At 70.0% G+C, this 25,143-nt stretch carries 26 protein-coding genes and 2 pseudogenes; 18 read left to right on the forward strand and 10 right to left on the reverse strand.

Features of this window, described 5'->3' with window-relative positions; all coding sequences use genetic code 11:
- The 3 genes and pseudogenes from ACWDAG_RS34235 to ACWDAG_RS34245 all read left to right on the forward strand — a co-directional run.
- Positions 1-95: pseudogene (locus ACWDAG_RS34235) on the forward strand (Uma2 family endonuclease); the annotation flags it as partial.
- A 40-nt stretch (positions 96-135) separates the two neighbouring features.
- Positions 136-477, forward strand: coding sequence for a DUF6193 family natural product biosynthesis protein (locus tag ACWDAG_RS34240; protein WP_450699441.1), 342 nt, complete (start codon positions 136-138; stop codon positions 475-477).
- Between the two features lie 143 nt (positions 478-620).
- Positions 621-902, forward strand: a complete 282-nt coding sequence (locus ACWDAG_RS34245) for a hypothetical protein (protein WP_450699442.1) — start codon at positions 621-623, stop codon at positions 900-902.
- Positions 903-1,110: 208 nt separating this feature from the next.
- On the opposite strand, the gene ACWDAG_RS34250 is transcribed toward ACWDAG_RS34245, so the two are convergent.
- Complete coding sequence (locus ACWDAG_RS34250; protein ID WP_450699443.1) at positions 1,111-1,611, reverse strand: NUDIX domain-containing protein; 501 nt, start codon at positions 1,609-1,611, stop codon at positions 1,111-1,113.
- A 35-nt stretch (positions 1,612-1,646) separates the two neighbouring features.
- Positions 1,647-2,354: pseudogene (locus ACWDAG_RS34255) on the reverse strand (tetratricopeptide repeat protein); the annotation flags it as partial.
- Between the two features lie 14 nt (positions 2,355-2,368).
- On the opposite strand from ACWDAG_RS34255, the gene ACWDAG_RS34260 reads away from it, so the two are divergent.
- On the forward strand, positions 2,369-3,514 hold the full coding sequence (locus ACWDAG_RS34260; RefSeq protein WP_450699553.1) for a tyrosine-type recombinase/integrase: 1,146 nt from the start codon (positions 2,369-2,371) through the stop codon (positions 3,512-3,514).
- Positions 3,515-3,521: 7 nt separating this feature from the next.
- Here the strand turns inward: ACWDAG_RS34260 and sodN are convergent, their stop codons facing one another.
- Positions 3,522-3,917, reverse strand: coding sequence for a superoxide dismutase, Ni (sodN, locus tag ACWDAG_RS34265; protein ID WP_007491258.1), 396 nt, complete (start codon positions 3,915-3,917; stop codon positions 3,522-3,524).
- 145 nt (positions 3,918-4,062) lie between these two features.
- Here sodN and sodX point away from each other — a divergent pair, with 145 nt between their 5' ends.
- The gene (gene sodX, locus ACWDAG_RS34270; RefSeq protein ID WP_123970629.1) at positions 4,063-4,497 is read left to right on the forward strand and encodes a nickel-type superoxide dismutase maturation protease; all 435 of its coding nucleotides are present in this window, start codon (positions 4,063-4,065) and stop codon (positions 4,495-4,497) included.
- Here sodX and ACWDAG_RS34275 read toward each other — a convergent pair.
- Positions 4,401-5,030, reverse strand: coding sequence for a CGNR zinc finger domain-containing protein (locus ACWDAG_RS34275; protein WP_450699444.1), 630 nt, complete (start codon positions 5,028-5,030; stop codon positions 4,401-4,403). The genes sodX and ACWDAG_RS34275 overlap by 97 nt on opposite strands.
- Positions 5,031-5,128: 98 nt before the next feature.
- Here ACWDAG_RS34275 and ACWDAG_RS34280 point away from each other — a divergent pair, with 98 nt between their 5' ends.
- Entirely contained in the window at positions 5,129-5,908 is a 780-nt protein-coding gene (locus ACWDAG_RS34280; RefSeq protein ID WP_450699445.1) for a class I SAM-dependent methyltransferase, read from the forward strand.
- A 76-nt stretch (positions 5,909-5,984) separates the two neighbouring features.
- Here the strand turns inward: ACWDAG_RS34280 and ACWDAG_RS34285 are convergent, their stop codons facing one another.
- The 3 genes from ACWDAG_RS34285 to ACWDAG_RS34295 are packed head-to-tail and all read right to left on the reverse strand — an operon-like array spanning position 5,985 to position 8,671.
- A complete protein-coding gene (locus ACWDAG_RS34285) occupies positions 5,985-6,737 on the reverse strand; it encodes an amino acid ABC transporter ATP-binding protein (RefSeq protein WP_450699446.1) in 753 nt (250 codons plus the stop codon).
- A gap of 12 nt (positions 6,738-6,749) precedes the next feature.
- Positions 6,750-7,679, reverse strand: a complete 930-nt coding sequence (locus ACWDAG_RS34290; protein ID WP_450699447.1) for an amino acid ABC transporter permease — start codon at positions 7,677-7,679, stop codon at positions 6,750-6,752.
- 29 nt (positions 7,680-7,708) lie between these two features.
- A complete protein-coding gene (locus tag ACWDAG_RS34295; RefSeq protein WP_450699448.1) occupies positions 7,709-8,671 on the reverse strand; it encodes an ABC transporter substrate-binding protein in 963 nt (320 codons plus the stop codon).
- A gap of 571 nt (positions 8,672-9,242) precedes the next feature.
- Here ACWDAG_RS34295 and ACWDAG_RS34300 point away from each other — a divergent pair.
- The 5 genes from ACWDAG_RS34300 to ACWDAG_RS34320 all read left to right on the forward strand — a co-directional run bounded on the left by ACWDAG_RS34300 (position 9,243) and on the right by ACWDAG_RS34320 (position 13,306).
- Positions 9,243-10,466, forward strand: coding sequence for an NAD(P)-dependent malic enzyme (locus ACWDAG_RS34300; RefSeq protein WP_450699449.1), 1,224 nt, complete (start codon positions 9,243-9,245; stop codon positions 10,464-10,466).
- 297 nt (positions 10,467-10,763) lie between these two features.
- Positions 10,764-11,729: a zinc-binding dehydrogenase gene (locus ACWDAG_RS34305; RefSeq protein WP_450699450.1), complete on the forward strand. Its 966-nt coding sequence runs from the start codon at positions 10,764-10,766 to the stop codon at positions 11,727-11,729.
- A 104-nt stretch (positions 11,730-11,833) separates the two neighbouring features.
- A complete protein-coding gene (locus ACWDAG_RS34310; RefSeq protein WP_016437953.1) occupies positions 11,834-12,043 on the forward strand; it encodes a helix-turn-helix domain-containing protein in 210 nt (69 codons plus the stop codon).
- Positions 12,043-12,612, forward strand: coding sequence for a Clp protease N-terminal domain-containing protein (locus ACWDAG_RS34315; protein WP_450699451.1), 570 nt, complete (start codon positions 12,043-12,045; stop codon positions 12,610-12,612). Before ACWDAG_RS34310 ends, ACWDAG_RS34315 begins: the two co-directional genes overlap by 1 nt.
- Positions 12,613-12,694: 82 nt before the next feature.
- A complete protein-coding gene (locus tag ACWDAG_RS34320; RefSeq protein ID WP_450699452.1) occupies positions 12,695-13,306 on the forward strand; it encodes a hypothetical protein in 612 nt (203 codons plus the stop codon).
- 33 nt (positions 13,307-13,339) lie between these two features.
- On the opposite strand, the gene ACWDAG_RS34325 is transcribed toward ACWDAG_RS34320, so the two are convergent.
- A complete protein-coding gene (locus tag ACWDAG_RS34325) occupies positions 13,340-14,398 on the reverse strand; it encodes a PadR family transcriptional regulator (protein ID WP_450699453.1) in 1,059 nt (352 codons plus the stop codon).
- 1 nt (position 14,399) lies between these two features.
- Positions 14,400-15,428, reverse strand: a complete 1,029-nt coding sequence (locus tag ACWDAG_RS34330; protein ID WP_450699454.1) for a DUF4097 family beta strand repeat-containing protein — start codon at positions 15,426-15,428, stop codon at positions 14,400-14,402.
- 147 nt (positions 15,429-15,575) lie between these two features.
- Here ACWDAG_RS34330 and ACWDAG_RS34335 point away from each other — a divergent pair, with 147 nt between their 5' ends.
- On the forward strand, positions 15,576-16,385 hold the full coding sequence (locus tag ACWDAG_RS34335) for a hypothetical protein (RefSeq protein ID WP_450699455.1): 810 nt from the start codon (positions 15,576-15,578) through the stop codon (positions 16,383-16,385).
- A 199-nt stretch (positions 16,386-16,584) separates the two neighbouring features.
- Here the strand turns inward: ACWDAG_RS34335 and ACWDAG_RS34340 are convergent, their stop codons facing one another.
- Positions 16,585-16,764: a DUF6104 family protein gene (locus ACWDAG_RS34340; protein ID WP_003992906.1), complete on the reverse strand. Its 180-nt coding sequence runs from the start codon at positions 16,762-16,764 to the stop codon at positions 16,585-16,587.
- A gap of 185 nt (positions 16,765-16,949) precedes the next feature.
- Here ACWDAG_RS34340 and ACWDAG_RS34345 point away from each other — a divergent pair, with 185 nt between their 5' ends.
- The 6 genes from ACWDAG_RS34345 to ACWDAG_RS34370 all read left to right on the forward strand — a co-directional run bounded on the left by ACWDAG_RS34345 (position 16,950) and on the right by ACWDAG_RS34370 (position 25,103).
- Positions 16,950-17,306 carry a CU044_2847 family protein gene (locus ACWDAG_RS34345; protein WP_450699456.1) on the forward strand — a complete coding sequence of 119 codons (357 nt, stop codon included), beginning with the start codon at positions 16,950-16,952 and terminating at the stop codon, positions 17,304-17,306.
- Positions 17,303-19,267, forward strand: coding sequence for a VMAP-C domain-containing protein (locus ACWDAG_RS34350; RefSeq protein ID WP_450699457.1), 1,965 nt, complete (start codon positions 17,303-17,305; stop codon positions 19,265-19,267). Before ACWDAG_RS34345 ends, ACWDAG_RS34350 begins: the two co-directional genes overlap by 4 nt.
- Positions 19,268-19,415: 148 nt before the next feature.
- Complete coding sequence (locus ACWDAG_RS34355) at positions 19,416-20,426, forward strand: AAA family ATPase (RefSeq protein WP_450699458.1); 1,011 nt, start codon at positions 19,416-19,418, stop codon at positions 20,424-20,426.
- A gap of 2 nt (positions 20,427-20,428) precedes the next feature.
- Positions 20,429-23,758 carry an SAV_2336 N-terminal domain-related protein gene (locus ACWDAG_RS34360; RefSeq protein WP_450699459.1) on the forward strand — a complete coding sequence of 1,110 codons (3,330 nt, stop codon included), beginning with the start codon at positions 20,429-20,431 and terminating at the stop codon, positions 23,756-23,758.
- On the forward strand, positions 23,755-23,907 hold the full coding sequence (locus tag ACWDAG_RS34365; RefSeq protein ID WP_450699460.1) for a hypothetical protein: 153 nt from the start codon (positions 23,755-23,757) through the stop codon (positions 23,905-23,907). The genes ACWDAG_RS34360 and ACWDAG_RS34365 overlap by 4 nt, the downstream gene beginning before the upstream one ends.
- Entirely contained in the window at positions 23,904-25,103 is a 1,200-nt protein-coding gene (locus ACWDAG_RS34370) for an FxsB family cyclophane-forming radical SAM/SPASM peptide maturase (protein ID WP_450699461.1), read from the forward strand. The genes ACWDAG_RS34365 and ACWDAG_RS34370 overlap by 4 nt, the downstream gene beginning before the upstream one ends.
- Positions 25,104-25,143 lie beyond the last annotated feature (40 nt).

Consider the following 25,143-nt stretch of genomic DNA (forward strand, 5'->3'; position numbering starts at 1 on the left):
CGACGCGGCGCAGAAGGACGACACGGGACACTGGCGCTACCAGGACGTCGAGTTCGTCGCCGAGGTCATCTCGAAGGGAACCGCCGCCGACGACTCCCCAGTGCCGTCACGTCGTAGATATGGCATGATGGCTCCATGCGTACACGTTCTGAAGAGTGGAAGGTTCTGCTCGAGGAGTTCAAGCCACCACATGATCAAAACGGTGTATTCACGGAAGAGATGTGGAAACTCATCTCCGCGGCACATGCTGATCCGATACTGGGGTCACTGTATCCAGCGATCTCGATGTGGTCGCTGACCCTCTCTAATTCGGACGTGTTTAGTGATATTGCCGACAAATTTCCTGCCATCTCGGCGGCAGATGGAGAATATCGCGTTCTCGCGTGGCCCCATACTCAGGACATCTGCTTGTTCCTGACAAGCGATCCGGTGGAGGCCGTTCAATTCGCAGCCGAAATAATAGGCAAACAGCTGTGATCTAACCACGGTTCCGTCTCCGCACGCCGTGGCCGAAGCCGTGCCGATGAACCCCGTGAGTTCGCGAAAGGCAGTCGCAGAAGCGTCGAGCGGCAAAGTGTATATGTTGGGCCGCTAGGGATTATGGTCCCGCTGAATTTCGCATGAAAGGCGTAGAGGTGGCGCCACGGTCGTGGGAGCTGAAGAGCGGAGATACAGCTCTTGGTGTCCTCTTCCTCGTTGACATTGATCAGCCCTGGTTCCGGTGCGAATTCAAGCCAGGCGAAGGCTGGGCTGAATTCGGCCAACTCTTCGATGCGCAGGCTGCTGCTGTTGACAGCACAGACGATCAGAGAATAGTGGAAGCCGTCGGAGCTGTCAGGGATCTACCGCTCAAGCTCCACCCCCTGGGAGAAGGGGAGACCATTACCCCTTTCATCATTTAGATCCGCGACGGCGAGAAGGCAAATTTCCGCTACTGATAGCGTTGACGAAGAGGGATTGTTCCTCAGAATCCTGACGCCACCGTCGGGGCCCCTCCGATGGGCGCATCAGGGAGCCGGTTCGCGTAGCGGCCCTGCACACGCTCCGACACCACCCCGCATCTTATGGCGGCTAACACAATGAGGTGGATAGGCCACACATTTGACGCTTCTATTGCCAGCCGTCGAGGGAGACCTCCGGGCCTCCCCTAAGGTACCGGTGGAGGGCACTTGCGGTGGTGTCCACGAAGTCTTCGGGGATTGCGTCGGCGTCGATCCACTGGACCTGGGCGTGCTTGCGCGGTTCGCGGTTTTCGGGTTCGCCGGTCCAATCGTGGGCGGCGAAGACGACGGTGAGGAAGCCGTTGGGGGCTTCGACGCCCCAGGCGCCGTGGATGATGTGGGCGACTGTGAGGGACTCCGGCTTCACGGTTAGGCCGGTCTCTTCATAGAGCTCCCGTACTGCCGTCTCGGTGATGGGCTCGCCGGGTTCGCTCTTGCCGACGGGGAGGTCCCACATGCCCTGGGCGAACTTGGCGTTCTGGCTGCGCTGGAGGAGGACGACGCGGTCGGTGGCCTTGTCGTGGACGATGACGGCGGCGACCAGCAGGGTCATGGATTCGAGGGCGGGTGGCAGGGCTTTGGGCTGGTCGTCGGTTGTCCGCTGAGCCACGGCTTGTGTCCCTTCGTCGGCCGGTTGGTGGCAGCTTAGGCCAGTGCTTCGCGTGCGTGGCGGGCGAGTTCGGCGGCTCCGGGCACTTTGCGGCGCTGATAGATGGAGAGGGTGGAGCGGAGCGAGGTGATCGCTTTGCGGGTGCGGTCGGACGTCATGCCCTCCATCAGGGTCAGGGCCTGTGACCAGGCGGCGACGGCTTCGTCGACTCGGGCCTGGGCGGCGAGGCTGTCGCCGAGGTCGGCGTGCGTGAGGGCGTGGACGCGCTTGTACTTCTCGGGGTCCCAGCGCACCAGGGCGTCGCGGTGTTGTTGCTCGGTGCCGACGTGGTCGGCGAGGTCGGTCAGGGGGCGGGCGGTGTGGCTGGCGACAGTGCCGGCGGCCGGGCCGCTGACGCGGCAGTAGCTGGGCTGGGGCCCGTCGTCGCGTAGGAGGGCGTCTTCGGCGGCGAGCAGGGCGCGGGCCGCTGCAGGCTTCGCGCCGACCGCGGCGTAGGCGCGGGCGTGGGTGATGTGCAACAGCGCCTCGGTCTGGCCGTCGACGTGGCCCAGGCCGCGGGTGAGGGCGCCTTCGACGAGGTCGACGCAGTGGTGGGGCTGCTTGAGGCTCAGTGCCTGATGGGCGAGGGCGCGCATCATCCAGGCGGCGTGGCCGCGTGGGTCGGCTTCGCAGGCGAGCTGGTAGCCGACCTGGTAGTAGCGCTGGGCGGCGCCTTCCTGGCCGAGGTCGTGGTGCTTCCACCCCCCGCGAGGCGAACATCCAGAAGCGCCCCAACGGCAAATGGCGGGCCCGCTACCGAGACCTCGACGGCAAGGAGCACGCCCGCCACTTCGACCGGAAGATCGACGCCCAGCGCTGGCTCGACGAGGTCACGGCCAGCATCGTCACAGGCCAGTACGTCGACCCACAGGCCGGACGGATCACCTTCGAGAAGTACGCGAAGAAGTGGGAGGAGTCGCTCATCGCCAGCGAGGCGGGCGAGCGGATCACCGACAACGCGCTCCGGCTCCACCTCGTCCCGCCGCTTGGCGCCCGCGCCATGGCGGCCATACGCCGCAACGACCTCCAGGTGCTCTTCAAGAGCCTGTCGGAGCAGCTTGGCCTCGGCAGCGTGCGTAACGTCTACGACGTCCTCGTACGCCTCATGACCGCGGCTGTCGAGGACAAGGTCATCGCGTCCAGCCCGTGCCGCCGGATCACCCTCCCGACCATGCCGGATGACGAGGTCACTCCGCCCACGGTCGCGCAGGTCGAGGCCATGGCCCGCGTGATGCCGCCGTACATCCGCGCGGCGATCGTCACCCTCGCCGGATCAGGCTTGCGAATAGGCGAGTTGCTCGGCCTCAAGGTGTCGGACGTCGACTTCAAGGCCGGCACCATCCGCGTCGAGCGCCAGCGCCTCCAGTCCGGGAAGATCGGTCCGCCGAAGACCGCCAAGTCCCGGCGTACGGTGCCGGTCGGCGAGGTCGTCACCGACGCACTCCTCACGCACCTTGCCGCACGACCCTCCAAGGAGTGGCTGTTCACGATGGAGGAGGGGGAACCGCTCAACTACCGCCGCTGGAAGACCGAATGGAACTGCGCTCGTAAGGAGCTGCAGAAGGGGGAGAACGAGGCGGCCGAGCGCGAGGGCCGCAAGCCCGTCGAGCTGCCGCACATGGTGACCCACGACCTGCGCCACTTCTACGCCTCCGCCCTCATCGCCGGCGGAGCGAGCGTCAAGCAGGTCCAGATGGTCCTCGGCCACGCGTCCGCCGTCATCACGCTGCGGATCTACGCGCACCTGTGGCCGGGCGAAGAAGACCGCACCCGGACCGTCATGGACGCCGTTCTCGGCGGCCTGCGGACCGGGTGCGGACTGGGAGACGCTGCAACCAAAGAAATCGCAGGTCAGAAGGCATGATTAAAGATCAAGCCTTCTTGGTCTCCCAGAAGATCTTGTCGATCTGGGCGATGTAGTCCAGAGCCTTCTGGCCCGTGGCCGGGTCGGTCGAGCCCTTGGCGGCCGAGAGGGCCTTCAGGGCGTCGTTGACCAGCTGGTGCAGCTCCGGGTACTTCTCGAAGTGCGGGGGCTTGAAGTAGTCGCTCCAGAGCACGGAGACGTGGTGCTTCGCGAGCTCGGCGCGCTGCTCCTTGATGACGGTGGCGCGAGCCTGGAAGTGCGGGTCGTCGTTGGCGGCCATCTTTTCCTGGACGGCCTTCACGGACTCCGCCTCGATGCGGGCCTGGGCCGGGTCGTACACACCGCAGGGCAGGTCGCAGTGTGCGCTGACCTTGACCTTGGGGGCAAACAGGCGGGAAAGCATGGAGCGTTCCTTCCTCGTGATCGTCTTCTCAGGTGGGACATTACTCCCTGGGGGAGGGGATTTCGCGGGTGCCCCCGTGGGCTTAGGACAAAAGTCCGGGGTCAGACTGAGACTGGTGGAGGAACGTACCGGGGAGGTGCCGGGGATGCCGGAGCTGTCGCAGGAGATCGAGCGCGGGCGGGCGCTGCTGCCCTTCGGGGCGGCAGAGGTGACCGGTCCGTCCATGGTGCCCACGCTCCACCACGGGGACCGGCTCGTGGTGCAGTACGGCGCCCGGATCAGGCCAGGTGACGTGGTCGTCCTGCGGCATCCGTTCCAGCAGGACCTGCTGGTCGTGAAGCGGGCCGCCGAGCGGCGCGACGGCGGCTGGTGGGTGCTCGGCGACAACGCCTACGCGGGCGGCGACAGCACGGACTACGGGACCGTCCCGGAGGATCTGGTGCTCGGCAAGGTGCGCTTTCGGTACCGGCCGCTGAAGGCGGATCAGCGCTCGCCGTTCGCGCTCGCGCGCTGGGTGCTGTCGGCGGCGAGGCCCGTGCTGTCGGACCGGTCGGCCTCCAGGCGTTTGCGGGCGCGGTAGGCGGCCACGTTGGCGCGGGTCGCACAGCGGTCGGAGCAGTAGCGCCGGGACCGGTTCGTGGAGGTGTCCAGGTAGGAGTTGCGGCACGGCGCCGCCTCGCACAGGCCCAGCCGGTCGACGCCGTACTCCGTCAGGTGGAAGGCCAGGCCCATCGCCGCGATGGCCGCGTAGCCGGCGGTCGCGTTCGAGGGGTGGTCGGCCAGGTGCATGTGCCACAGCGGGCGGCCGTCGTCGTCCCGGAAGTCGTGGCCCGAGATCTGCGGGCTGACCGGGAACTCCAGCAGGAGTGAGTTCAGGAGGTCCACCGCGAGCGTCTCGTCACCCTGGTCGGCGGCCTCGAAGACCGCGCGGAGCCGGGCCCTGACCGAGCGGAAGCGGGTGACGTCGGCGTCGGTGGCGCGGCGGGCCGCCGACGCGTTGCCGCCGAACAGGTCGCGGACGGCCTCGACGGAGGTCAGGTTGTCCTTGCCCCGGGCCGGTTCCTCGCTGTTGACGAGTCGTACCGCATAGTCCGAGTAATAGGCCAGTTCCACTTGTGGTCCTTACGAAGGCGCTCTATGGTCGTGGGTGCGAAGAAGTAACGACTGCCTGTACTTCCAGGGTATTACGCGGGCGAGGGGAGAGGGATTCCATGACGGAAACCACTGCGACCGGAAACAGTACGACGGGGACCGACTGGCAGGCCTGGCAGGAGAGCTGGGACCGGCAGCAGGAGTGGTACATGCCGGACCGCGAGGAGCGGTTCCGCATCATGCTCGACATGGTCGAGGCCTGTGTCGGGACCGAGCCGCGCATCCTCGACCTCGCCTGCGGCACCGGCAGCATCACGGCCCGTCTGCTCGCCCGCTTCCCGAACGCCACCAGCACCGGCATCGACCTCGACCCCGCGCTCCTCGCCATCGCCCGGGGCACCTTCGAGGGCGACGACCGGGTCACCTTCGTCGAGGCCGACCTCAAGGACCCGGACTGGCCGACGCGGCTCCCGTACGAGACGTACGACGCGGTGCTCACCGCCACCGCCCTCCACTGGCTGCACAGCGCCCCCCTCGCGGCCCTGTACGGCCGGATCGCCGGGCTGGTCCGCCACGGCGGCGTCTTCATGAACGCCGACCACATGATCGACGAGACCACGCCCCGGATCAACGCGGCGGAGCGCGGCCTGCGCCACGCCCGCATGGATCAGGCCATGCGGGACGGCGCCCTGGACTGGGCGGAGTGGTGGCAGCTCGCCGCGAAGGATCCCGTCCTCGCCGGCCCGACCGCCCGCCGCTTCGAGATCTACGGCGACCACGCGGACGGCGACATGCCCTCGCCGCAGTGGCACGCGCGCGTGCTGCGGGAGAAGGGGTTCGGGGAGGCTCGGGCGGTCTGGTGTTCGCCGGCGGACACACTGTTGCTGGCGCTCAAGTAACGGCCGGTCGACGGCGCATGTGGAAGGGGCGGTACGGGAATCCCCGTACCGCCCCCGGTCGTATGCGCCGTACGGCTTACAGAACCTTCGACAGGAACGACTTGGTCCGCTCGTGCTGCGGGTTCGTCAGGACCTCGCGAGGGTGGCCGGACTCGACCACCACGCCGTCGTCCATGAAGACGAGCGAGTCGCCGACCTCGCGCGCGAAGCCCATCTCGTGGGTGACGACGATCATCGTCATGCCGTCCTGAGCGAGGTCCCGCATCACGTCGAGTACCTCGCCGACCAGCTCCGGGTCGAGGGCCGAGGTCGGCTCGTCGAAGAGCATCAGCTTGGGCTCCATCGCCAGTGCGCGGGCGATGGCGACACGCTGCTGCTGACCGCCGGAGAGCTGGGAGGGGTAGTGGCCGGTCTTGTCGCCGAGGCCGACCCGGTCGAGCAGGCGCTGTGCCCGCTCACGGGCGACCGCCTTCGACTCGCGCTTGACCTGGACCGGCGCCTCCATGACGTTCTCCAGCGCCGTCATGTGCGGGAAGAGGTTGAAGCGCTGGAACACCATGCCGATGTCCCGCCGCTGCGCGGCGACCTCCTTCTCCTTCAGCTCGTAGAGCTTGTCGCCGCTCTGCCGGTAGCCGACCAGGGTGCCGTCGACGTACAGCCGGCCGGCGCTGATCTTCTCCAGGTGGTTGATGCACCGCAGGAACGTGGACTTGCCCGAGCCGGACGGGCCGATCAGGCAGAAGACCTCGCGCGGGTTCACCTCCAGGTCGATGCCCTTGAGGATGTGGGCGAGACCGAAGGACTTGTGTACGCCCTCTGCTTTCACCATCGGGGTCATGGGTCATCGCCGCCAGTTGGAGAGGGAGAACAAGTTCATCTTGGTCACGTTCGCTCTGACCTTCTGCAACGGCGTCGCCGGCAGGTTGCGCGTCGTACCTCGGGCGTAACGGCGTTCGACGTAGTACTGCACGATGCTGAAGATCGTGGTCAGGAACAGGTACCAGATGCAGGCCACGAAGTACATCTCGACGACGGCCAGCGAGGTGCTGGAGATGTCCTGCGCCTTCTTGATCAGCTCGGGGAGCTGGACCGAGTAGGCCAGTGCCGAGGTCTTCAGCATGTTGATGAACTCGTTGCCGGTCGGCGGGACGATCACCCGCATCGCCTGCGGCAGGATCACACGCCGCAGTGTCTGGCCCTGGGTCATGCCCAGCGCGTGCGACGCCTCCGTCTGGCCCTCGTCGACCGACTGGATGCCGGCCCGGACGATCTCGGCCATGTACGCGGCCTCGTTCAGGCCGAGTCCCAGCAGGGCCGTGAGGACCGGCGTCATCACCTGGTTCATCTCGTCCTTGTAGAACCCCAGGTTCAGGATGGGGAAGACGAGCGAGATGTTGTACCAGAGCAGCAGCTGGACCAGGACCGGGGTGCCCCGGAAGAACCAGATGTAGAACCAGGACACGCTGCTGGTGACCGGGTTCGACGACAGCCGCATCACGGCGAGGAGGATGCCCAGGGCGACACCCAGCACCATGGCCAGCACGGAGATGTACAGCGTCGTCCAGGCACCCTTCACGATGCCCGCGTCGAACAGGTAGTCCGGGACGACGCTGTAGTTGATCTTCGCGTTGGAGAAGGCGACGCCGATCAGCGTCAGAAGGGCGAGGACCACGGCGCCGGCCACCCAGCGGCCGTAGTGGCGCACCGGTATGGCCTTGATCTGCTCCGGCGGCACGGACGGCGCCGGAGCCTTGTCGACAGTGTCAGTCACGGTGACTGCCTTTCAGAGGTGCGCGTGGCTCAGGAGCCGCCGTTGATCTTCGCCTCGGTCACCGCGCCGTCCGTGACATTCCACTTCTGCAGGATCTTGGTGTAGTCGCCGTTCTTGATGATCGCGCTCATCGCGGCCTGGAGGGCGTCGCGCAGCTGGGCGTTGTCCTTGCCGACGGCGATGCCGTACGGGCCCGCCTCGATCTGGTCGCCGGTGACCTCGAAGTCCTTGCCGCCACCGGAGGTCTTCGCGTTGTACGCCGCCACCGGGAAGTCGTTCAGGTCGGCGACGGACGCGCCCTGCTTCAGGCGGAGCAGCGCCTCGGGGTCGGTGTCGAAGGTCTGCAGGTCGATGGCCTTCTTGCCGTCCTTCGTACACTTCTTGCTCTGCGTCTTGGCGATGCCCTCGGACGTGGTGCCCTTCTGCAGGGCCACGACCTTGCCGCACAGGTCGTCGAGCGACTTGATGCCCTTCGGGTTGCCCTTCTGGACCAGGATCGACGTACCGGCCGTGAAGTAGTCGACGAAGTCGACTCCGTTGCCGACCTTCTGGCCGTTGTCGGAGTTGATGCCGTTCTGGCGGTCCTTCGTGTCGCTCATCGCCGACATGAGCACCTGGAAGCGCTTGGCCTGCAGGCCCACGATCAGGTTGTCGAACTTGCCGTTCTGGAACTCGAACTTCACCCCGAGCTGCTTGCCCAGGGCGTCCGCTATGTCCGGGTCGATGCCGACGGCCTTGTCGTTCTGCATGAACTCGACCGGCGGGTACGCGATGTCCGAGCCCACCTTGATGACGCCCGCCTTCTTGATGTCGGCGGGAAGCTTGGAGGCGAGGGGAGCCGAGGACGTGCCCGCGCTGCTGCTGTCGCTGCCGCCCTTGTCCGTCTGGTCACCGCAGCCGGTGAGGATCAGGGCGCCTGCGACCGCGATCGCACCGACCGCTGCCAGACGGGTGCGTGCGGCGGTCGTACGACGGGTGGAGCTTGCGGTCATGTGGGTTCCTCCGGCGGATGGGTGGAGTTGCCGATCGGTCGACGAGAACACTCACCTTCGGGTGGTCGCGACCTCGTGGGTTCACCGCATCCTGCCATTCGGACTCACCCGTTCAGGGGACCCGTCATGTCAAAATCGGATAACGGGTGACCCCCGAACCGCATCAGGCCGGGACAACATGGCCGGACCATCTGCGGGAATCCGGCGTTCCGGCCGGAAGATCTGCGACGCATCTCGGGATGCGGACCTGCGCTCCGAGGTGTTGATCACTGTTCGACCGCCGGTCGAGGATTCGTCGAGGACGTGTCCATATATTTCAGGACGATCCTTGTAGCCGAGATGTGACCTTCGGGTTCCGCGATGTGACCTTGCACTTATTGGACTCGTCCTCGGCCCGGTGCGTCCGGTAAGAAGGTTCTTTACACCCCTCATCCGGGGCTCGGGGCGCGTGTGCGGCGCGCCCGTCGCGTATGACCCGTACGCATCAATAGATCGGGCATGCGCGGTCCCGCCCACTTCTCACCAGAAGTGGCCCACCCTCAACCATTGAAGACTTAAGGGGTAAAACAAAGTGGCAGCGGAGATCGTCAATCCTCGCAGCGACAGCAATACGGATCAGGACGGCGGGGCCGAGCCCCTCGATTCCTTCGATCCGGCGTTCGCGCTGCACCGCGGCGGCAAGATGGCCGTGCAGGCCACGGTGCCGGTCCGTGACAAGGACGACCTGTCCCTGGCGTACACGCCCGGCGTCGCGAAGGTGTGCAGCGCCATCGCCGAGCAGCCGGAGCTCGTCCACGACTACACGTGGAAGTCGTCCGTGGTGGCCGTGGTCACCGACGGCACGGCGGTGCTCGGACTCGGGGACATCGGCCCCGAGGCCTCCCTTCCGGTGATGGAGGGCAAGGCGATTCTGTTCAAGCAGTTCGGCGGCGTCGACGCCGTGCCGATCGCACTCGACTGCACGGGCGTCGACGAGATCGTCGAGACCGTGGTGCGGCTGGCGCCGTCCTTCGGTGGCGTCAATCTGGAGGACATCTCGGCGCCGCGGTGCTTCGAGATCGAGCGGAAGCTGCAGGAGCGGCTGGACATCCCGGTCTTCCACGACGACCAGCACGGTACGGCGGTCGTGACGCTGGCGGCCCTGCGGAACGCCGCGCGGCTGAGCGGGCGGGCCATCGGGGATCTGCGGGCCGTCATCTCCGGCGCCGGTGCGGCGGGTGTCGCCATCGCCAAGATGCTGGTCGAGGCCGGTATCGGGGATGTCGCGGTGGCCGACCGCAAGGGTGTCGTGTCGGCCGACCGGGACGACCTGACGTCCGTCAAGCGGGAGCTCGCCTCCTTCACCAACAAGGCGGGCATCACCGGGTCGCTGGAGGCGGCTCTGGAGGGTGCGGACGTCTTCATCGGCGTCTCCGGCGGTACGGTCGCGGAGTCCGCGGTGGCTTCGATGGCCGAGGGCGCGTTCGTGTTCGCCATGGCCAACCCGAACCCCGAGGTGCACCCCGACGTCGCGCACAAGTACGCGGCGGTCGTGGCGACCGGGCGGTCCGACTTCCCGAACCAGATCAACAACGTGCTGGCGTTCCCGGGCATCTTCGCGGGCGCGCTGCAGGTTCGTGCCTCTCGGATCACGGAGGGGATGAAGATCGCGGCGGCGGAGGCGCTGGCTGCTGTTGTCGGGGACGACCTCGCTGCCGATTACGTGATTCCGTCGCCGTTCGACGAGCGGGTGGCTCCGGCTGTTACGGCGGCTGTTGCGGCTGCGGCGCGTGCGGAGGGTGTTGCTCGGCGCTGACGTGGCGTCGGCTTTGGTGGCCCCGCCCGGTTGGGCGGGGCCATTTTTCTTTGCCCGCAGGCCGGTCCGCCCGTTCGGAGGGTGGGGGTGACGCGGTGGACGTCTGCCGTGGGTGGGGTTCGCCGTCGGCGGGTGCGGGTCCGTGGGGGCTTGTGGCCCTGGGGGCTGTGCCCCCAGACCCCCCGTCGGCCCGAAAGGCCTCGTCCTCAAACGCCGGACGGGCTTGTAGTGCAAGAGGGTGTGTGTCACAGAGCCCTGCGGTTCCGTCAGAGTGGTGTGCCGCCTATCGTCAAGGTCATGTTCGCCGTCTATGCTGCCCGAATCGACCGTGACCAGCCACTGAACGGCCTCGAGTTGGGGGACCGGCCCGCTCCCGGGGCCCGGCCCGGCTGGAGTGTCGTCGACGTCAAGGCCGCCTCCCTCAACCACCACGACCTCTGGTCCCTCAAGGGCGTGGGCCTGCCCGAGGACAAACTGCCGATGATCCTCGGCTGCGACGCCGCCGGTGTCGACGAAGACGGCAACGAGGTCGTCCTGCATTCCGTGATCGGGCAGAGCGGTCACGGCGTCGGCCCCAGGGAACCCCGTTCCATCCTCACCGAGCACTACCAGGGCACGTTCGCCGAGCAGGTCGCCGTGCCGACCTGGAACATCCTGCCCAAGCCCAAGGAGCTCTCCTTCGCGGAGGCCGCCTGTCTGCCGACCGCCTGGCTGACCGCGTACCGCATGCTCTTCACCAACGCGGGCGTGCGCCCCGGCGATTCGGTCCTCGTGCAGGGTGCCGGCGGCGGCGTCGCGACGGCCGCGATCGTGCTCGGGAAGGCGGCGGGGCTGCGGGTCTTCGCCACCAGCCGGGACGAGGCCAAGCGGAAGCGGGCCGTGGAACTGGGTGCCGTCGAGGCGCTGGAGTCGGGGGCGCGGCTGCCGCAGCGCGTGGACGCCGTCATCGAGACCGTCGGCGCCGCCACCTGGTCGCACTCGGTGAAGTCGCTGAAGCCGGGCGGCACGCTCGTCATCTCGGGTGCGACGAGCGGTGACCGGCCCTCGCATGCGGAGCTGACCCGCATCTTCTTCCTCGAACTCAAGGTCGTCGGCTCCACGATGGGCACCAAGGACGAGCTGGAGGACCTGCTGTCCTTCTGTGCCGCGACGGGGGTACGTCCCGTCATCGACGAGATTCTGCCCATGGACCGGGCCAGGGAAGGCTTCGAACGGATGGAGTCGGGGGAGCAGTTCGGGAAGATCGTGCTCACCAACGGCTGACGTTCCCTGTCAGGACATGTGACGGCCGGCCCGGCTTCGGGCCGGCCGTCGGCATTTGTCAATCAGGGTTGACAGGGTCCGATGTGTCAACGTAAGTTGACATCATGACCGAAGCAACGGATCTCGCCGAGCGCGCGGGCGACCGCGATCCACGGGTCGGACTGCGCGCCGTCGCCGCACTGCGCAGGCTGCTGGAGCAGCTGGAGGCGGTGCAGGTGCGCAGTGCGCGCAATCAGGGCTGGTCGTGGCAGGAGATCGCCGCGGAACTCGGAGTCAGCAGGCAGGCCGTGCACAAGAAGTACGGGAGGCATTGATGTTCGAACGGTTCACGAAGGACGCCCGTGCGGTGGTGCAGGCGGCGATGGAACACGCGGAACGGACAGGGGCGCCGGCCGTCGAGCCCGAGCACATACTGCTCGCGCTGCTCGACCGGGAGGGCAGCCGCGTCTCGTTCTTACTCATGTCGCTCGGGGTGACCGGTGAACGCAAGGAGTCGGTACGGGAGGCGGTGGCCGAGGCCCGTCGGCGGGCCGGGCTGTCCCGGTCCGAGGCCGATGCCCTCGCCGGACTGGGGATCGACGTCTCGGAGATCGTCGCCCGCGTCGAGGCGGTGCACGGCGTCGGGGCGATGTCCGGCGACCGCAGGAACACGGGCTCGTGGTCGGGGCGCCGCAGCTTCGGCCGGGGCGCCAAGCGGATCCTGGAGACGTCTCTGCGCACCGCCGTCGCCCACGGCGACCGGCACATCGGCGACGAGCACATACTCCTGGCGCTGACCGTCCGTCCCGGCATCTGCGCCGAGGTCCTCGCCGACCGCGGGGTGACACACGAGTCGCTGACACGGGTCCTGTTCGGCGCGGGCGGTGAGGCGAAGGCGGGCTGAGCGTGCTCCAGGCAGGGTGCGTCCGTGGGGGGTTCTAGGGTGGGGCCTGCCGAGGTTGGCCTGGTCCTTCGAAGGAGCTCTCATGGAGGTGTCCGAGCCCGTGCCGCTCGTGTTCGTCCCTGCGGACGGGGCTGTGCGTGAGGCGGTGACCAAGGTGGGCGGGCAGCCCGTGTGGCTGGAGGAGCCGCAGTGGCCGCTGTCGCGTGAGAGCGGCCGGCCGATGGAGTTCCTGGGCCAGTTCGCCCTGGAGGGCGGCCGGCTCGCCCATCTGTTCATGACCGGGGACGACGGGGAGTACGTCGACGGCACCTGGGAGCCGGAGGGCGGGGAGAACGCACTGGTGATCCAACCCAGCGGCCGCATCCCGGACTTCGTGACCGTCGAGCGACGAGCGGAGGGACCGAGCGCGGGCCCCGACCATCTGCCGCGGCACACCGACTCCGGCGAGCACTCCGGTGAGGAAGAACACTCCGGTGCGGAAGAGGACCGTCGGCCCTGGCAGTTCCTCGGCGGTCCCGGTGTCGAACCCCACTGGCTACAGGGCGACGAGACGCCCGGTGACGGATGGCAACTGGTGGTCCAGCTGGACTCCGGGAAGCTGCCCTTCGACGTCAACTTCGGTGACGCGGGCGTCGGTTATGCGTTCCTCTCGCCGGACGGCAAGGAGGGCCGCTTCCTCTGGCAGTGCACCTGACGTCTGCCTCCGCAGAGGGCGGCCCGTCGGTACTCAGGCCCTTGGTGTACGCAGTATCGCTCCGATGTGTGCCGCCGCCGTCGACAGATGGCGGCGGGCGTCGCGGAGCTGCTCGTCCGTGACGCCGTGGTCCCGGGCCGCGTCACGGATGTCGTCCCGGAAGCGGTCGAGCAGGCGGTCGAGGTCGCGGGACGGGTCTCCGGTGGTGGCCTCGTGCGCCCAGGACGGTTCGTACTCCGCCGGGAAGTCCTCCTTGGTGTGCGAGTACTCGGGCCGTGCTGCCGAGGTGCCGGTGCCGGTCCGCCCGAATCCGAAGTCCTTTCCGAACTCCCTGCCGAAGTCCTTCCCGAAGTCACCGAACTCCTTGGCCAGTTCGGTCAGGCCCTCCCGCACCCCCGTCGGCCAGTCGCCCCGCGCGAAGTGGTCCTGCACCTGCTCCTGCACCCGCTTGGCGATGCGCTGCAGCTCCTCCTGCGCCTGGGCCCGGGCCTGCTCCTGCGCCTCCTTGGCCTGGCGCCGGGCGCGCTGGGCCTCCTCGCGGGCCCTGCGGCTCTCGTCCTTGGCGCGCCTCGCCTGCTCCTTCCACTCCTGCTTGACGCGCCGCATCTCCTCCTTCGCGGCACGCCAGGACTCGTTGTCGGCGTACTCCCCGAAGTCACCGGGGGAGCCGTCCTGTTCGCCGCGCCCCTTGCCTCCGGCGCCCCGCCGGGCCTCCGTGGCCGCGGCCCGCATCTCGCGCCGCAGATCGCCCGCCGCGCCGCGTACATCGGCACGGATCTCGGCGGCCAGCTCCGCGACCGACTCGCGGATCTCCAGCTCCAGGTCGGCCAGCTCGCCGCTGCGGTCGGCCAGTTCGGCGCGGCCCGCGTCCGTGATGGCGTACACCTTGCGGCCGCCCTCGGTGGTGTGGGTGACCAGCCCCTCGGCCTCGAGCTTGGCCAGGCGGGGGTAGACGGTGCCTGCCGACGGCGCGTACAGCCCCTGGAACCGCTCTTCGAGGAGGCGGATCACCTCGTAGCCGTGGCGCGGGGCCTCGTCCAGCAGTTTCAGCAGATAGAGGCGGAGGCGGCCGTGGGCGAAGACGGGAGGCATGTCAGAGCACCTTCTTGTCGGTCGTGCCGTCGGCCGGGGCGTCGGTCGAGTCAGCGGTCGAGTCGTCGTCCTGGCCGGAAACGGAATTGTCCCCCGATTCGTCGTGTGGTCCGTCCGCCGGGGTGTTCGCCGGGCCGGTCTCCGCGGCCGGCTCCGAACCCGCCGGAGGCTTGTCCTCGACCAGGGGGCCGATGTCCTCGGGCGCCACGTCCCACGGCTCGTCCTCCGCCGGGGGCCGCCGCAGCAGGGCGATCGAGCCCGAGACGGTCGTCGCCTTCAGGCTTCCGCTGCCCGAGCCGAGCCGGCCGGTGATCCTCTTGGCGCCCCACTGGCCGCTGACCCGCAGGTCCTCGAAGGCGTTGGACACCGTGCCGCTCGCCGTGTTCGCCTCCACCTCCGCGTCCGCCGGGTGGGGCAGCCGGATGGCGATCTCGCCGGAGACGTTCGCCAGGACGATGTCGGTCGGGCGGCTCGCCGGATCGAGGTCGACGATCATCGAGCCGCTCACCGAGTCCGCCTTGACCGAGGATCCGGCCTCGACCACGGTCAGATCGCCGGAGACGGAGTTGAAGCGGAGGTCGCCGCGGAGGGCCTGCGCCTCCAGGTTCCCCGACACGGTGTCGGCGCGCACCGGGCCCGTCAGCCCCACCAGGGTCGTGTCCCCGGTGACGCCCTTCACCTCCGTACGCCCGTCGATTCCGGAGACCACCGCCGCGGCGCCGACCACGCCCACCTCCACGCGCGTGTCGGCGGGGACGGCGAGGGAGACGACGGCGCTGCGCCGCCATCCCTTGCGGTCGAGCCACTTGAGGAAGCCCTTCCAGGGCAGGTCGTCGTACGCGACGGTGAGTGTGCCGCCCTGCTGGCTCACCAGCAGCGGTGGTCCCTCGATCTCGGAGACCTCCAGCCGGGCGGAACCTTCGTCCGTGCCCACCACGTTCACCGTTCCGTTGACGATGCGTACGTGGAGCTCGCGCACGGGCTTGTCGAACGTGAGTTTCCGCGGCTCACCGACAGACCACTCGGACATGGTGCAGACCTCCCCGTCACAACGCGCCATATCGCGTCTCCTGCAATTCACGATATATCGCGGACGGGGAAAGTCAAGACACTCGTGCAGGTGATCTCCGCAGCCTCGAAAATGACCAAAGCGGTCGAATCGCCCTAGCGTGTGACCATGTCGAACGTCGGTGCCCTGCTCCTGTGCCGGGCGCAGCCCGAGTCCGTCGCCCCCGCCGCCCACCTGCTGCGCGACCGCATGCTGCTCGCCCCGGCGGGCGCCGCCTGGAGTCTGCTCGTTCCCGAGGGCAGGCCCTGGCTGCAGGACGGCGACCCCGTCGACCGCGTCCTGACCGGCTGGGCCACCGCTCTCGCCGTCGGCGCTCCCTGGCCCGTACTCGCCCTGTGGTGGGACGCCGACCGCGCCGGTTTCACCCTCGCGTCGGGCTTCCGCCGCCCCGTCGGCTACATCTGGCTCGCGAACGGCACCCCGGCCGGTGAGGACGAGGCCATGCGCACGTTCGCGGCCCGCCTGGGCCTGGACCCGGTTCTCGACGTCGAGGGCCTGGACCACCTCACGAAACCCGCCCCCGGCACGGACGCCCGCGCCCGCCTGCGCGCCCTGATCGCCGTCCTCACGCGCGCGGGAGTCGCTCTCCCCGACGGCCTCACCCCGGGCCAACCCGCCGACCGCCTCCGCGCGGCCGCGCACGCCCTGCCGGACGCCCGCCCCGCCGAGTGGCCGGGATGGCGCGAGGCGGTACGGGCGGAACTCGACGCCGTCGAGAGCAGCCACCTGGGCCCGTGGCTGCCGTGGTCGGGGACCCCACGGGCGCGCGCCCTGGCCCTGGCCCAGGTGGCGGCCGGGCTCCCGCTCACGGCATGGGGCCTACGGCGCCGCAGCGGCGGCTGGACGGTGGCCGGGGCGCTGCTGCTGGCACACGGGGCGCTGGGGTTGGCGTACGACCTGGTGCGGCCGTGGGACTGAGGGCGACGCCTGCCCTGGGACTGCGGGCCGTGCCGTCTTGGGAGTGCGGGCCGTGCAGCCCTAGGACCGAGGGCTGGGAATGCCTTGGGGGTCAGGGGCCACGAGTGCCCTGGGGCTGAGGCGCACGAGTGCCCTGAGACCGAGGGGCACGGAAAAGGGGCGCCGCGCGGGCGCCCCGGCAGCCGGACCCCCCGGAGTCCTACTCGTCGTCCTCGTCGTCCAGCCGCGCCAGCCAGGTCGCCAGCCGCTCCACCGGCACCTCGAAGTCCGGGTTGAGGTCGACGAACGTGCGCAGCTGCTCGGCGAGCCACTCGAAGGTGACCTCTTCCTCGCCGCGCCGCTTCTCGAGTTCTTCGATGCCTCGGTCGGTGAAGTACAACTCTTGCTCCTGATGCGGACGAGCCTGGGGCCTGCCTCCCCAGGATATTCCGTGCCGTGCACGCCCCGATCCGGAAGGCAGGCGGGGTCGCGTGCAACCGAGTGGCGCATTAGCCTCGTCGCAGTTCAAGTGGACGTCGAACCCGGTCCGTTGACCGGGCGGTGCGAGCTCGACGGGGGAGCGGAATGAGTCACATCCAGGACATCGAACTGCCTGACGGCACGGTGATCACCGCGAGGATCGGTGCGGGGGACGCCTACGGGGACCAGGAGGACGTCGGCTTCACCGAAGCCGCCCTCGCCAAGGTCGAGCAGCTCCAGGAGCTGATCAGGGGGGTCGGCGGCACCGTGCTGGAGGCCGCGCGCGCGGCCAGGCCCTCCGAGGCCGCCATCACCTTCGGGGTCGAGCTGACCGCCAAGGAGGGACTGGCGGTGGCCGTACTCGCCCGAGGGGAGGCCAAGGCGTCCCTGGAGGTCACGCTGACCTGGAAGTTCGACGGTCCACCCGCGCCGGACACCTCCCTCGACCCGTCCGCGCAGTGACCGGGGTCAACGAGCGCCTGGACGCGCTCGCCAGAGCCGCCACCGTGCAGATACTGGACGCCGGTGGCGGCGACGGCCCCACATGGGGCAGCGGGTTCTTCGTCGCGCCGGGCTGGGTCCTCACGGCCGCGCACGTACTGAGCGCGAACCTCAAAGGCGATTGTCAGAAGAAGTTCCGGGTGCGCGGCGTGGGCGTCGACGCCCCGGCCCGGCTGGAGCAGTGGCTGCTCACCGATCCGGGCCGGGCCCGCATACCGCTGGAGGAGGACCTGGCCCTGGTCCGGCTGACCGGCGACCCCGAGGACCACCCCCACGAGTGCATGTGGCTGCCCGACCGGGCCGTGCAGCACTTCGGCGTCGTCCACGTCTACGGCTCCTATCCCGCTCCGCCGTACATCCACGAACGGCCGGTGATCGCCGAGATCAACGGCCACGAGGACACGTACGGGCTGATCATCAAGCCCGACATCGAGTTTCCCGGCGGGCTGTCGGGCGGGCCGCTGGTCGATCCGGACAGCGGAGCCGTCGTCGGACTGGTCAAGTCGCGCCGCGTGCAGAAGGACGGCGGAATGGCGGTGTCGATCTCAGCCCTGCGCCGTTTCGGGGAGGAGACGTACCGCACGGTGATGGCCGCCCACGACCGGTGGCACGGCGGGGAGCCGGTGTCCGAGGCCGGCGACAACTGGATCGACCTGCAGGCCGGCCCGCGGGCCGGTGACGGCGAGCGGTGGACGCCCGGCGACCGGCGTGAGGCGCTGCGCCTGCTCGCCTCGCTGCCCACGCCGCCCGACACCCACACCGTGGAGATCCTCGCGGCCCGCGCCCGCAGCAACAACCGGTGGCCGGGCGAGACCCCGGCCCTGCTCACCTGGCGCGACGGACACGGACTGCTCTACGAGGGAGCGCATCCGCTCGACTCGCTCGCATTCCTGCGGTACCTGAGGTTCGCGGCGGAGTACACCCGCTCCCGAGGGGGCGAATGCGACGAGCTGAGCAGGTGGATCGAGAAGCGGCTGCGCAGGCACCCGTACCGACACATGCACGACTTCGTCCGGGAGGCCGGCCTCCCGCAGGCCCTGCTGCCGGCGCCCGGGGAGAAGCCGGAACGCATCGTGATCCCCTACCCCGGCCCCGGCGAGGGCCCCACCGTCGCCGTCCTGCTCGATCCCGTGATCGATGATCCCAGCCGCTTCTTCTGGCAGATCTGGTTCGACGAAGGCACTCCCGGGAGCGAACCCGAACTGGTCGAGGCGGACGACTCGGCGGACGGAGTGCTGCCCCGCGACCTCGTGCGGGCACTGCGTGCTCCGCTGAACGATCTGCTGCGTCGCAAGGACCGGGCGGGCCGACCGGTGCCGCTCGAAGTCGCCCTGCCCGCGGACCTCTTCGACACCGCCGTGCATCGCTGGCGGCTGGAGGACGTCGCCGAACTGGACGATCCCGGAGCCCTGGGCGCACGCCGGGGCGTCGTACTGCGCTCCATCGAGCGCCGTGGAGAACCGGACAAACTCTGGACGGACCGCTGGCAGGCCATGACCGCCGAGCCCCGTTTCAGAGGCTGGCGCATTCCCGTGCGGGGCGTCGTCCAGAACGCCCGGGACTACCACAACGCCGACCACGGCCTGGTGCCCGTCATGTGCCGCCCGGCCGGGCGCGGCGCCGGGCAGAACGCGATGAGGCTCGCCCTGGAGAACGGGCACGGCGTCGCTCTGTGGCGCATCGGCGGGCAGGCCGCCCACATCTGCTCGGACGACTGCGACACCCTGCACGTCCGGGCCGGGACACTGCTCGGATCACTGGGCTCCCTCGCCGAACTCCCGGACCGGCTGCGGTCCGTACGGCAGGCGATCAGCGAGCAGCACGCCGAGAGCCGCTGGGCGGAACCGCTCGCGCTGCTCTACGACGACCCCCGCCGGCCCCTGCCCGCGGAGGACTCCGGCCCCCTGGACGCCCCGCTGTGAACGGCGTCCGGCACACAGACGACGGCTGGCCGAAACCGGCGGTGTCGAGGCGCTGGGCTGGGTACATTTCCAGGGGCCCGTTGTGGGCGCCCCATGCCCCCGCCGGCCAGGCCGTGGAACACCACCGACCGTCGGCGAGGAGCACAGCATGAGCCAGTGGTTCGTCTACGAGGGGACCGGGGAACCGGATCCGGACAAGATCGGCCGGCTGCCGGTCCCGCCGCCCTGGCGGGCGTTCGACGCCCCGCCGGTCCCGTACGAGGTCCCGGGCCTCGACTCCTCGACCCGCCGTCGGCTCGGCGAGCGCACCGTCCCGCTGCCCATCCAGGACGTCGACACCCTGGAACTCGTCAACGCGGCCCTGTACCTCAGGCGCCCCCTCCTCGTCACGGGCGAGCCGGGCGTCGGCAAGTCCACGCTCGCGCACTCCGTCGCGCACGAACTCGGCCTCGGCCGGGTCCTGGAGTGGCCGATCGTCAGCCGCAGCGAACTGAGGGACGGGCTCTACACGTACGACGCCATCGGCCGGCTGCAGGACGCACAGCTGGAGCGCACCACGGCCCAGGGGGAGCCGGTCTCCGAGGACATCGGCCGCTACATCAGGCTCGGTCCGCTCGGCACCGCGCTGCTCGCCGCCGAACGGCCCCGGGTGCTGCTCATCGACGAGCTGGACAAGAGCGACATCGACCTGCCGAACGACCTCCTCAACGTCCTGGAGGAGGGCAAGTTCCCCATCCCCGAACTGGAGCGGATCTCGGACCGGACACCGGTGGTGAAGGTGCTCACCGACGACGGGCTCCGGGTCGAGGTGACAGGCGGTCAGGTCCGCTGCCGGGCTTTCCCGTTCGTCGTCATGACCAGCAACCGCGAGCGCGACTTCCCCGCCCCGCTGCTGCGCCGGTGCATCCCCCTCGACCTCAGGGCACCCCGTGACCAGCGCCTCGCCGCGCTCGTCCAGGCCCACTTCGGGCAGAGCTCGTACGACGACAACCGCGACATCGTCGAGCAGTTCACGGAGGCGGAGGCGGACGGCGCGATGCGCCCCACCGACCAGCTGCTCAACGCCATCTTCCTCACCCAGCACGCGGCCCGGGACGCGATCGGCCGCGAGGAGATCGCGCAGTTGCTGATGCGCCCCCTGGACCAGGGGCCCAGGTAGCGATGCCGGCCCGAGCCCCGGACCCGTCGCCCGGCGAGGTGAGCCCCGAGCTCACGGCGCTGGTCGCGCGGCTGCGCGAGGCGGGCATCCCGCCCGGGGTCGAGGAGCTCGCCGACGCCCTGTGGCTGGCCCGCTGGCTGCCGGGGCCGAGCGGCACCGCCCCGCAAGCCGCCCGCGGAGCACCGGACCCGACGACGACGCCCGCCGACGGGCCGGACACCCCCGCGCCCCCGGTGTCGCAGGCGGGATCCGTCGCGCCCCCTGTCGACAGCGAACAGCAGGACCGGGCGGGGCTGTTCGCGCCGGAAGCGGGAGGCGAGGGAGCGGCCGTCCGGATGACACCGGTCCGGGTACCCGCCGCCCCCGCGCTGCCCGAACCCCTCGCACTGCAACGGGGGTTACGGCCGCTGCAGCGGTACCGCGCTCCCGTACGCCCCGTACCGAGGACGCTGGACGAGCGGGCCACCGCCGAGCGGGCCGCCGAGTCAGGGCTCGTGCTGCCCGTGCTGCGCGCCGACCGCCGCCGTGAGGCACGTCTGCTGCTGGTGATGGACGTGTCGACCTCCATGGCGGTGTGGCAGCAGGCGCTCGACGAGCTGCGCCAGGTCTGCGAGCGGGCCGGCGCCTTCCGCGAGGTGCAGATGCAGTACCTGCACGAGACCGCTGAAGGTCTGCCCGGCCTCGCGGCCACCCCCGAGCGCACCGGTCCGCTGCATGCTCCGGAGCAGCTCAGCGACCCGACCGGTCGCAGGCTGACCCTGGTGCTCAGCGACTGCGCGGGCCCCATGTGGCGCAGCGGGCGGATGCAGCAGCTGCTGCACCGCTGGGCCGCGACCGCGCCGGTGGCGGTCGTGCAGCCGCTGCCGCAGCGCATGTGGCTGCGCACCCATCTGCCGGCCCGGCGCGGGGTGCTGCACCGGCGCGAAGGGCCCGCCGGGACGCTGGAGTTCACGCCCGAGAAGGGGCATGTCGACCGGGCCGCGGCACCGATCCCCGTGCTGGCCCTGCGGCGCGGCTCGGTGGAGGGCTGGGCCCGGCTGCTGTCGGGGGCCCGCGGGCAGTCGCTGACGGCTGCCGCGGGCTGGGTGCGAGCCGACCACGCGGCGTCCACCGCGCCGGTGCGGGCGGCGCAGGACCTGAGCGCCGAGGAACGCGTCCGTGCGTTCCAGCGGAACGCGTCCCGGGAGGCCCGCAGGCTGGCCGTGCATCTGTCCGCGGTGCCGCTGTACCTGCCCGTGATGCAGCTGGTGCAGCACGCGATGCTCGCCGGGACCGGCCCGGAGGTGCTCTCCGAGGTGCTGCTCGGCGGTCTGGTGCAGCGCCGTGACGACGCGGACGACCCGCAGGCCGTGCGCTACGAGTTCCTGCCCGGGGTGGCGCCCCGGCTGCGGGAACGGCTGGCGGTCGACGAGGCCGAGCTGCTGTTCAAGCACCTCTCCGACTATGTGGAGCGGAAGTTCGGCCGCAGCGTGCGCAACTTTCCCGCGCTGGCGGGGGCGTTCCTGCGCGGGGCCGTCGACCCGGGCACGGCGCCCGTGGCGGACCCCCGCACGGACGAGCACGAGCCGGCCGGGCTGCGGGCGTTCGCGGAGGTGTCGGCCGACGTGCTGCGCGACCTCGGCGCGCGGATCCCGGCGGTGCCGGTACCGACACTGCTCGCGCCGAACGCCTGGGAACTGCTCAGCAAGGGCAGGGAGGCGATCGGGCGGTACGAGACGCAGGGGTTCACCCGGGAACTCGACGCCGCGGTGGAGTACCTGCGGCAGGCGCTGGCGGCCGCACGAACGGAAAAGGAGTGGACATCGGCGGCCGAGGAGCTGGCCAACGCGCTCCTGGCACGGTGGCGGGTGAGAGGAGTGGGGGACGACCTCCGGGACGCGTGGGAGGCGGTCGGCGACGGGCCGGAGACCATGCGGGCACATCTCATCCGGGGGACGGTCTGCTGGCTGCAGTGGCGCGAGGCGACCCGGGTGGGCCTCGGGTTCTCCGGGATCCCCGACAGCCTGCGCGAATGGGCCGGAAGCGTGCCGCACGGGACGGAGCGTGCACACGCCGTCCTGCTCTACCTGGCCGACCGGGACCTCACCGCGGTCCTCGACGGCGCGGCGACCACGCCCGGTGCGCTCGACAGCAGACGGATCGCCGCTGAGGCGCTGGTGCACGTCCGGCGGGCCGTCGCGGGCTGCGTGCTGCGGACGGAGGACCAGGACGGCTCCTTCCCGGTGCCGGATCCCCAGCAGTGGTACCTCGCGCACTTGAACCGGGCCATCGAGGCGGCCGGGACACGCATCCGGTTCCCCGAGCCGGAGGGCGCGTACGCACTGCGGGGCGCCTTGTGGTTCGAAGTGGCACAGCAGCACGCGGGGTCGGGCCCGATCACCGTACGGCCCCGCCCCAAGCTCGCGTCCATCGCTGCCGAGCGCGCGGTGGAGGACCTGCTGGTTGCGGTCCAGGACCAGGCCGTGCTGCCGTCCGCCGAACGCTGCCGTATCTGGCTGACCGTGGCGTCGGCCGCCGAGATCCTCCAGCCGCCGCGCGACGACCGCCGGGAACGCCGGCTGATCCAGTCGGCCGTGGACCAGGCCCTGGAGGCCGCCGGTGGCGACGAGGAACTGCTGCTCGACTGCCATCTGTGGGCCGCGCGGGTCTACCGGGACCGCTTCGACCGCACCCGGGACCTCGCCCATCTGGACCGTGCCGTCGAGGCGTGGACGGCGGCCGATTCACTGCTCGGCGAGGACGATGCGCGGCGCCGCGAGGTACTGACGGACTTCGGCGTCGACCTGCTCAGACGGGGCGAGTCCACGGGATCCGCCGAGGACGTGAACCGGGCTGTGCACCTGCTGCGCACCGCCGTCGAGGAGACGATGTCCGGCGATCCCCGGCTGCCGTCGAGGCAGCGGCAGCTGGCGCTCGCCCACTGGAGGCGTTACCTGCTCCACGAGGTCTTGTCCGATCTCTACGAAGCGGACTGGATACTGGGTGAGGCCGTGCGCGGCGCCGATCCGGAGGCACATGGCTTCCTCGCGCTGTGCCGGCTGGATCGGGGCAACGTGTGCTCGGCCCTGCACGACCGTACGGGCGAGGTCGGTGACCTCTACAAGTCGGCCGACTACTACGCACAGGGCATCAACGACGCCCGAGAAGCCAGCGACGACGAGCTGATGGCCCGCGCGCTGATGAATCGTGGCGGCGCACTGGAGCTGCTCGGATCTCCTCGGGAGGCCGTGAGCGACTATGCCGAGGCCCTCCGGCGCACCACTGACCCCGAACTCTCCAGGCACGTCCGAGCCGCCCTCGCCCGCCTGAACCCCGAAGCGGCCCCCGAGTGACCGCACCACCCCAGGACACCCCCATACCCCTCCCCGAAATCCCCCGCCCGGACCACACCGACCACCCGGTTCTCTCCGCGATCCTCGCCGAACTCCGTGCCAGGGAAGAGGAGTCCGTCGTCGTCGCCCACTACGAAGACGCCCCATGACCACACACCCGCGCTGGCCCCACGCCGAGCTCGACACCGCGGCCCATCAGCCCATCCCCTTCCGCCAGTTCGTGCTGAAGGTCCACGGCCGCTGCAACCTCGACTGCTCGTACTGCTACCTGTACCAGGGCGCCGACCACGGCTGGCGCGACCGGCCGGCCCGTACTCCCGAAACCACGATGCTGCGCACCGCGCACCGCATCGCCGAGCACGTACGCGCCCATCGCCTCGACGGCATCCGCATCGAACTCCACGGCGGTGAACCGCTTCTCACCGGCCCGGGCCCGGTACTCGCCTACGCCCGTGCCGTACGACAGGCCGTCGCCGCCGACTGCCACGTCACCGCCACCGTCCAGACCAACGGCACCCGCCTCACCGCGGCCGCCCTTCGGCGGCTGGCCGCCGCCGGCATCCGGGTGGGGCTCAGCCTCGACGGCGGGCGCGCCGCCCACAACGCCCGTCGCGTCGACCACGCCGGCCGTCCCGCCTGGCCCGCCGCCCGGGCGGCGGCGCTGCGGCTGACGGCACGCCCCGAGACGTATGCCGGAATCCTCTGCACGATCGACCTCGGGGCGGACCCGCTCGACGTGTACCGGTCGCTGCTCGAACTGGAACCGCCAGGCGTCGACTTCCTCCTCCCGCACGCCAACTGGGCCCACCCGCCACCGGGCCTGGCCCCGATCTCCCCCGGCCGGCACCGCCCGCGCCCCACGCCCTACGGCGACTGGCTCGCGGCCGTCTTCGACGCCTGGTGGGACGAGGGCCGGCTGCGTACGCGGGTGCGGCTCTTCCAGGAGATCGCCGCCCTGCTGCTCGGGGCGCCGAGCGGGGCGGAGGCGGTGGGGCTGTCCCCGCTGGCCGCCGTCGTCGTCGAGACGGACGGCTCCATCGACCAGGTCGACTCGCTGCGGTCGGCGTACGCGGGGGCCTCGCGGACGGGCCTCGACGTCTTCCGGCACAGCTTCGACGAGGCGCTGCGGCATCCCGGGGTCGCGGCCCGGCAGCTGGGCGAGCGGGGGCTGGCGGACGAGTGCCGCGAGTGCCCGGTGGGCAGGGTGTGCGGAGGCGGCAACTATGTGCACCGCTACGCACCAGGCAGCGGGTTTCTGCATCCCAGCGTGTACTGCGCGGACCTCGAACGGCTCATCCGCCATGTCGCGCACCGGCTGAACCGGACCGCGCGAGGATCCGCATGAGACCAAGCAGGCTCAACTCTTCATCCTGGAAACCTTTTTG

This window comes from Streptomyces sp. NPDC001157 (assembly GCF_053598255.1).

Coding starts and splice junctions, on each gene's coding strand:
- ACWDAG_RS34370 (WP_450699461.1), top strand. CDS start 23,904: ATGACCACACACCCGCGCTGGCCCCACGCCGAGCTCGACACCGCGGCC.
- ACWDAG_RS34310 (WP_016437953.1), top strand. CDS start 11,834: ATGACCGAAGCAACGGATCTCGCCGAGCGCGCGGGCGACCGCGATCCA.
- ACWDAG_RS34355 (WP_450699458.1), top strand. CDS start 19,416: ATGAGCCAGTGGTTCGTCTACGAGGGGACCGGGGAACCGGATCCGGAC.
- sodX (WP_123970629.1), top strand. CDS start 4,063: ATGCCGGAGCTGTCGCAGGAGATCGAGCGCGGGCGGGCGCTGCTGCCC.
- sodN (WP_007491258.1), bottom strand. CDS start 3,917: ATGCTTTCCCGCCTGTTTGCCCCCAAGGTCAAGGTCAGCGCACACTGC.
- ACWDAG_RS34280 (WP_450699445.1), top strand. CDS start 5,129: ATGACGGAAACCACTGCGACCGGAAACAGTACGACGGGGACCGACTGG.
- ACWDAG_RS34315 (WP_450699451.1), top strand. CDS start 12,043: ATGTTCGAACGGTTCACGAAGGACGCCCGTGCGGTGGTGCAGGCGGCG.
- ACWDAG_RS34295 (WP_450699448.1), bottom strand. CDS start 8,671: ATGACCGCAAGCTCCACCCGTCGTACGACCGCCGCACGCACCCGTCTG.
- ACWDAG_RS34325 (WP_450699453.1), bottom strand. CDS start 14,398: ATGCCTCCCGTCTTCGCCCACGGCCGCCTCCGCCTCTATCTGCTGAAA.
- ACWDAG_RS34285 (WP_450699446.1), bottom strand. CDS start 6,737: ATGGTGAAAGCAGAGGGCGTACACAAGTCCTTCGGTCTCGCCCACATC.
- ACWDAG_RS34240 (WP_450699441.1), top strand. CDS start 136: ATGCGTACACGTTCTGAAGAGTGGAAGGTTCTGCTCGAGGAGTTCAAG.
- ACWDAG_RS34245 (WP_450699442.1), top strand. CDS start 621: ATGAAAGGCGTAGAGGTGGCGCCACGGTCGTGGGAGCTGAAGAGCGGA.
- ACWDAG_RS34345 (WP_450699456.1), top strand. CDS start 16,950: ATGAGTCACATCCAGGACATCGAACTGCCTGACGGCACGGTGATCACC.
- ACWDAG_RS34335 (WP_450699455.1), top strand. CDS start 15,576: ATGTCGAACGTCGGTGCCCTGCTCCTGTGCCGGGCGCAGCCCGAGTCC.
- ACWDAG_RS34330 (WP_450699454.1), bottom strand. CDS start 15,428: ATGTCCGAGTGGTCTGTCGGTGAGCCGCGGAAACTCACGTTCGACAAG.
- ACWDAG_RS34305 (WP_450699450.1), top strand. CDS start 10,764: ATGTTCGCCGTCTATGCTGCCCGAATCGACCGTGACCAGCCACTGAAC.
- ACWDAG_RS34360 (WP_450699459.1), top strand. CDS start 20,429: ATGCCGGCCCGAGCCCCGGACCCGTCGCCCGGCGAGGTGAGCCCCGAG.
- ACWDAG_RS34320 (WP_450699452.1), top strand. CDS start 12,695: ATGGAGGTGTCCGAGCCCGTGCCGCTCGTGTTCGTCCCTGCGGACGGG.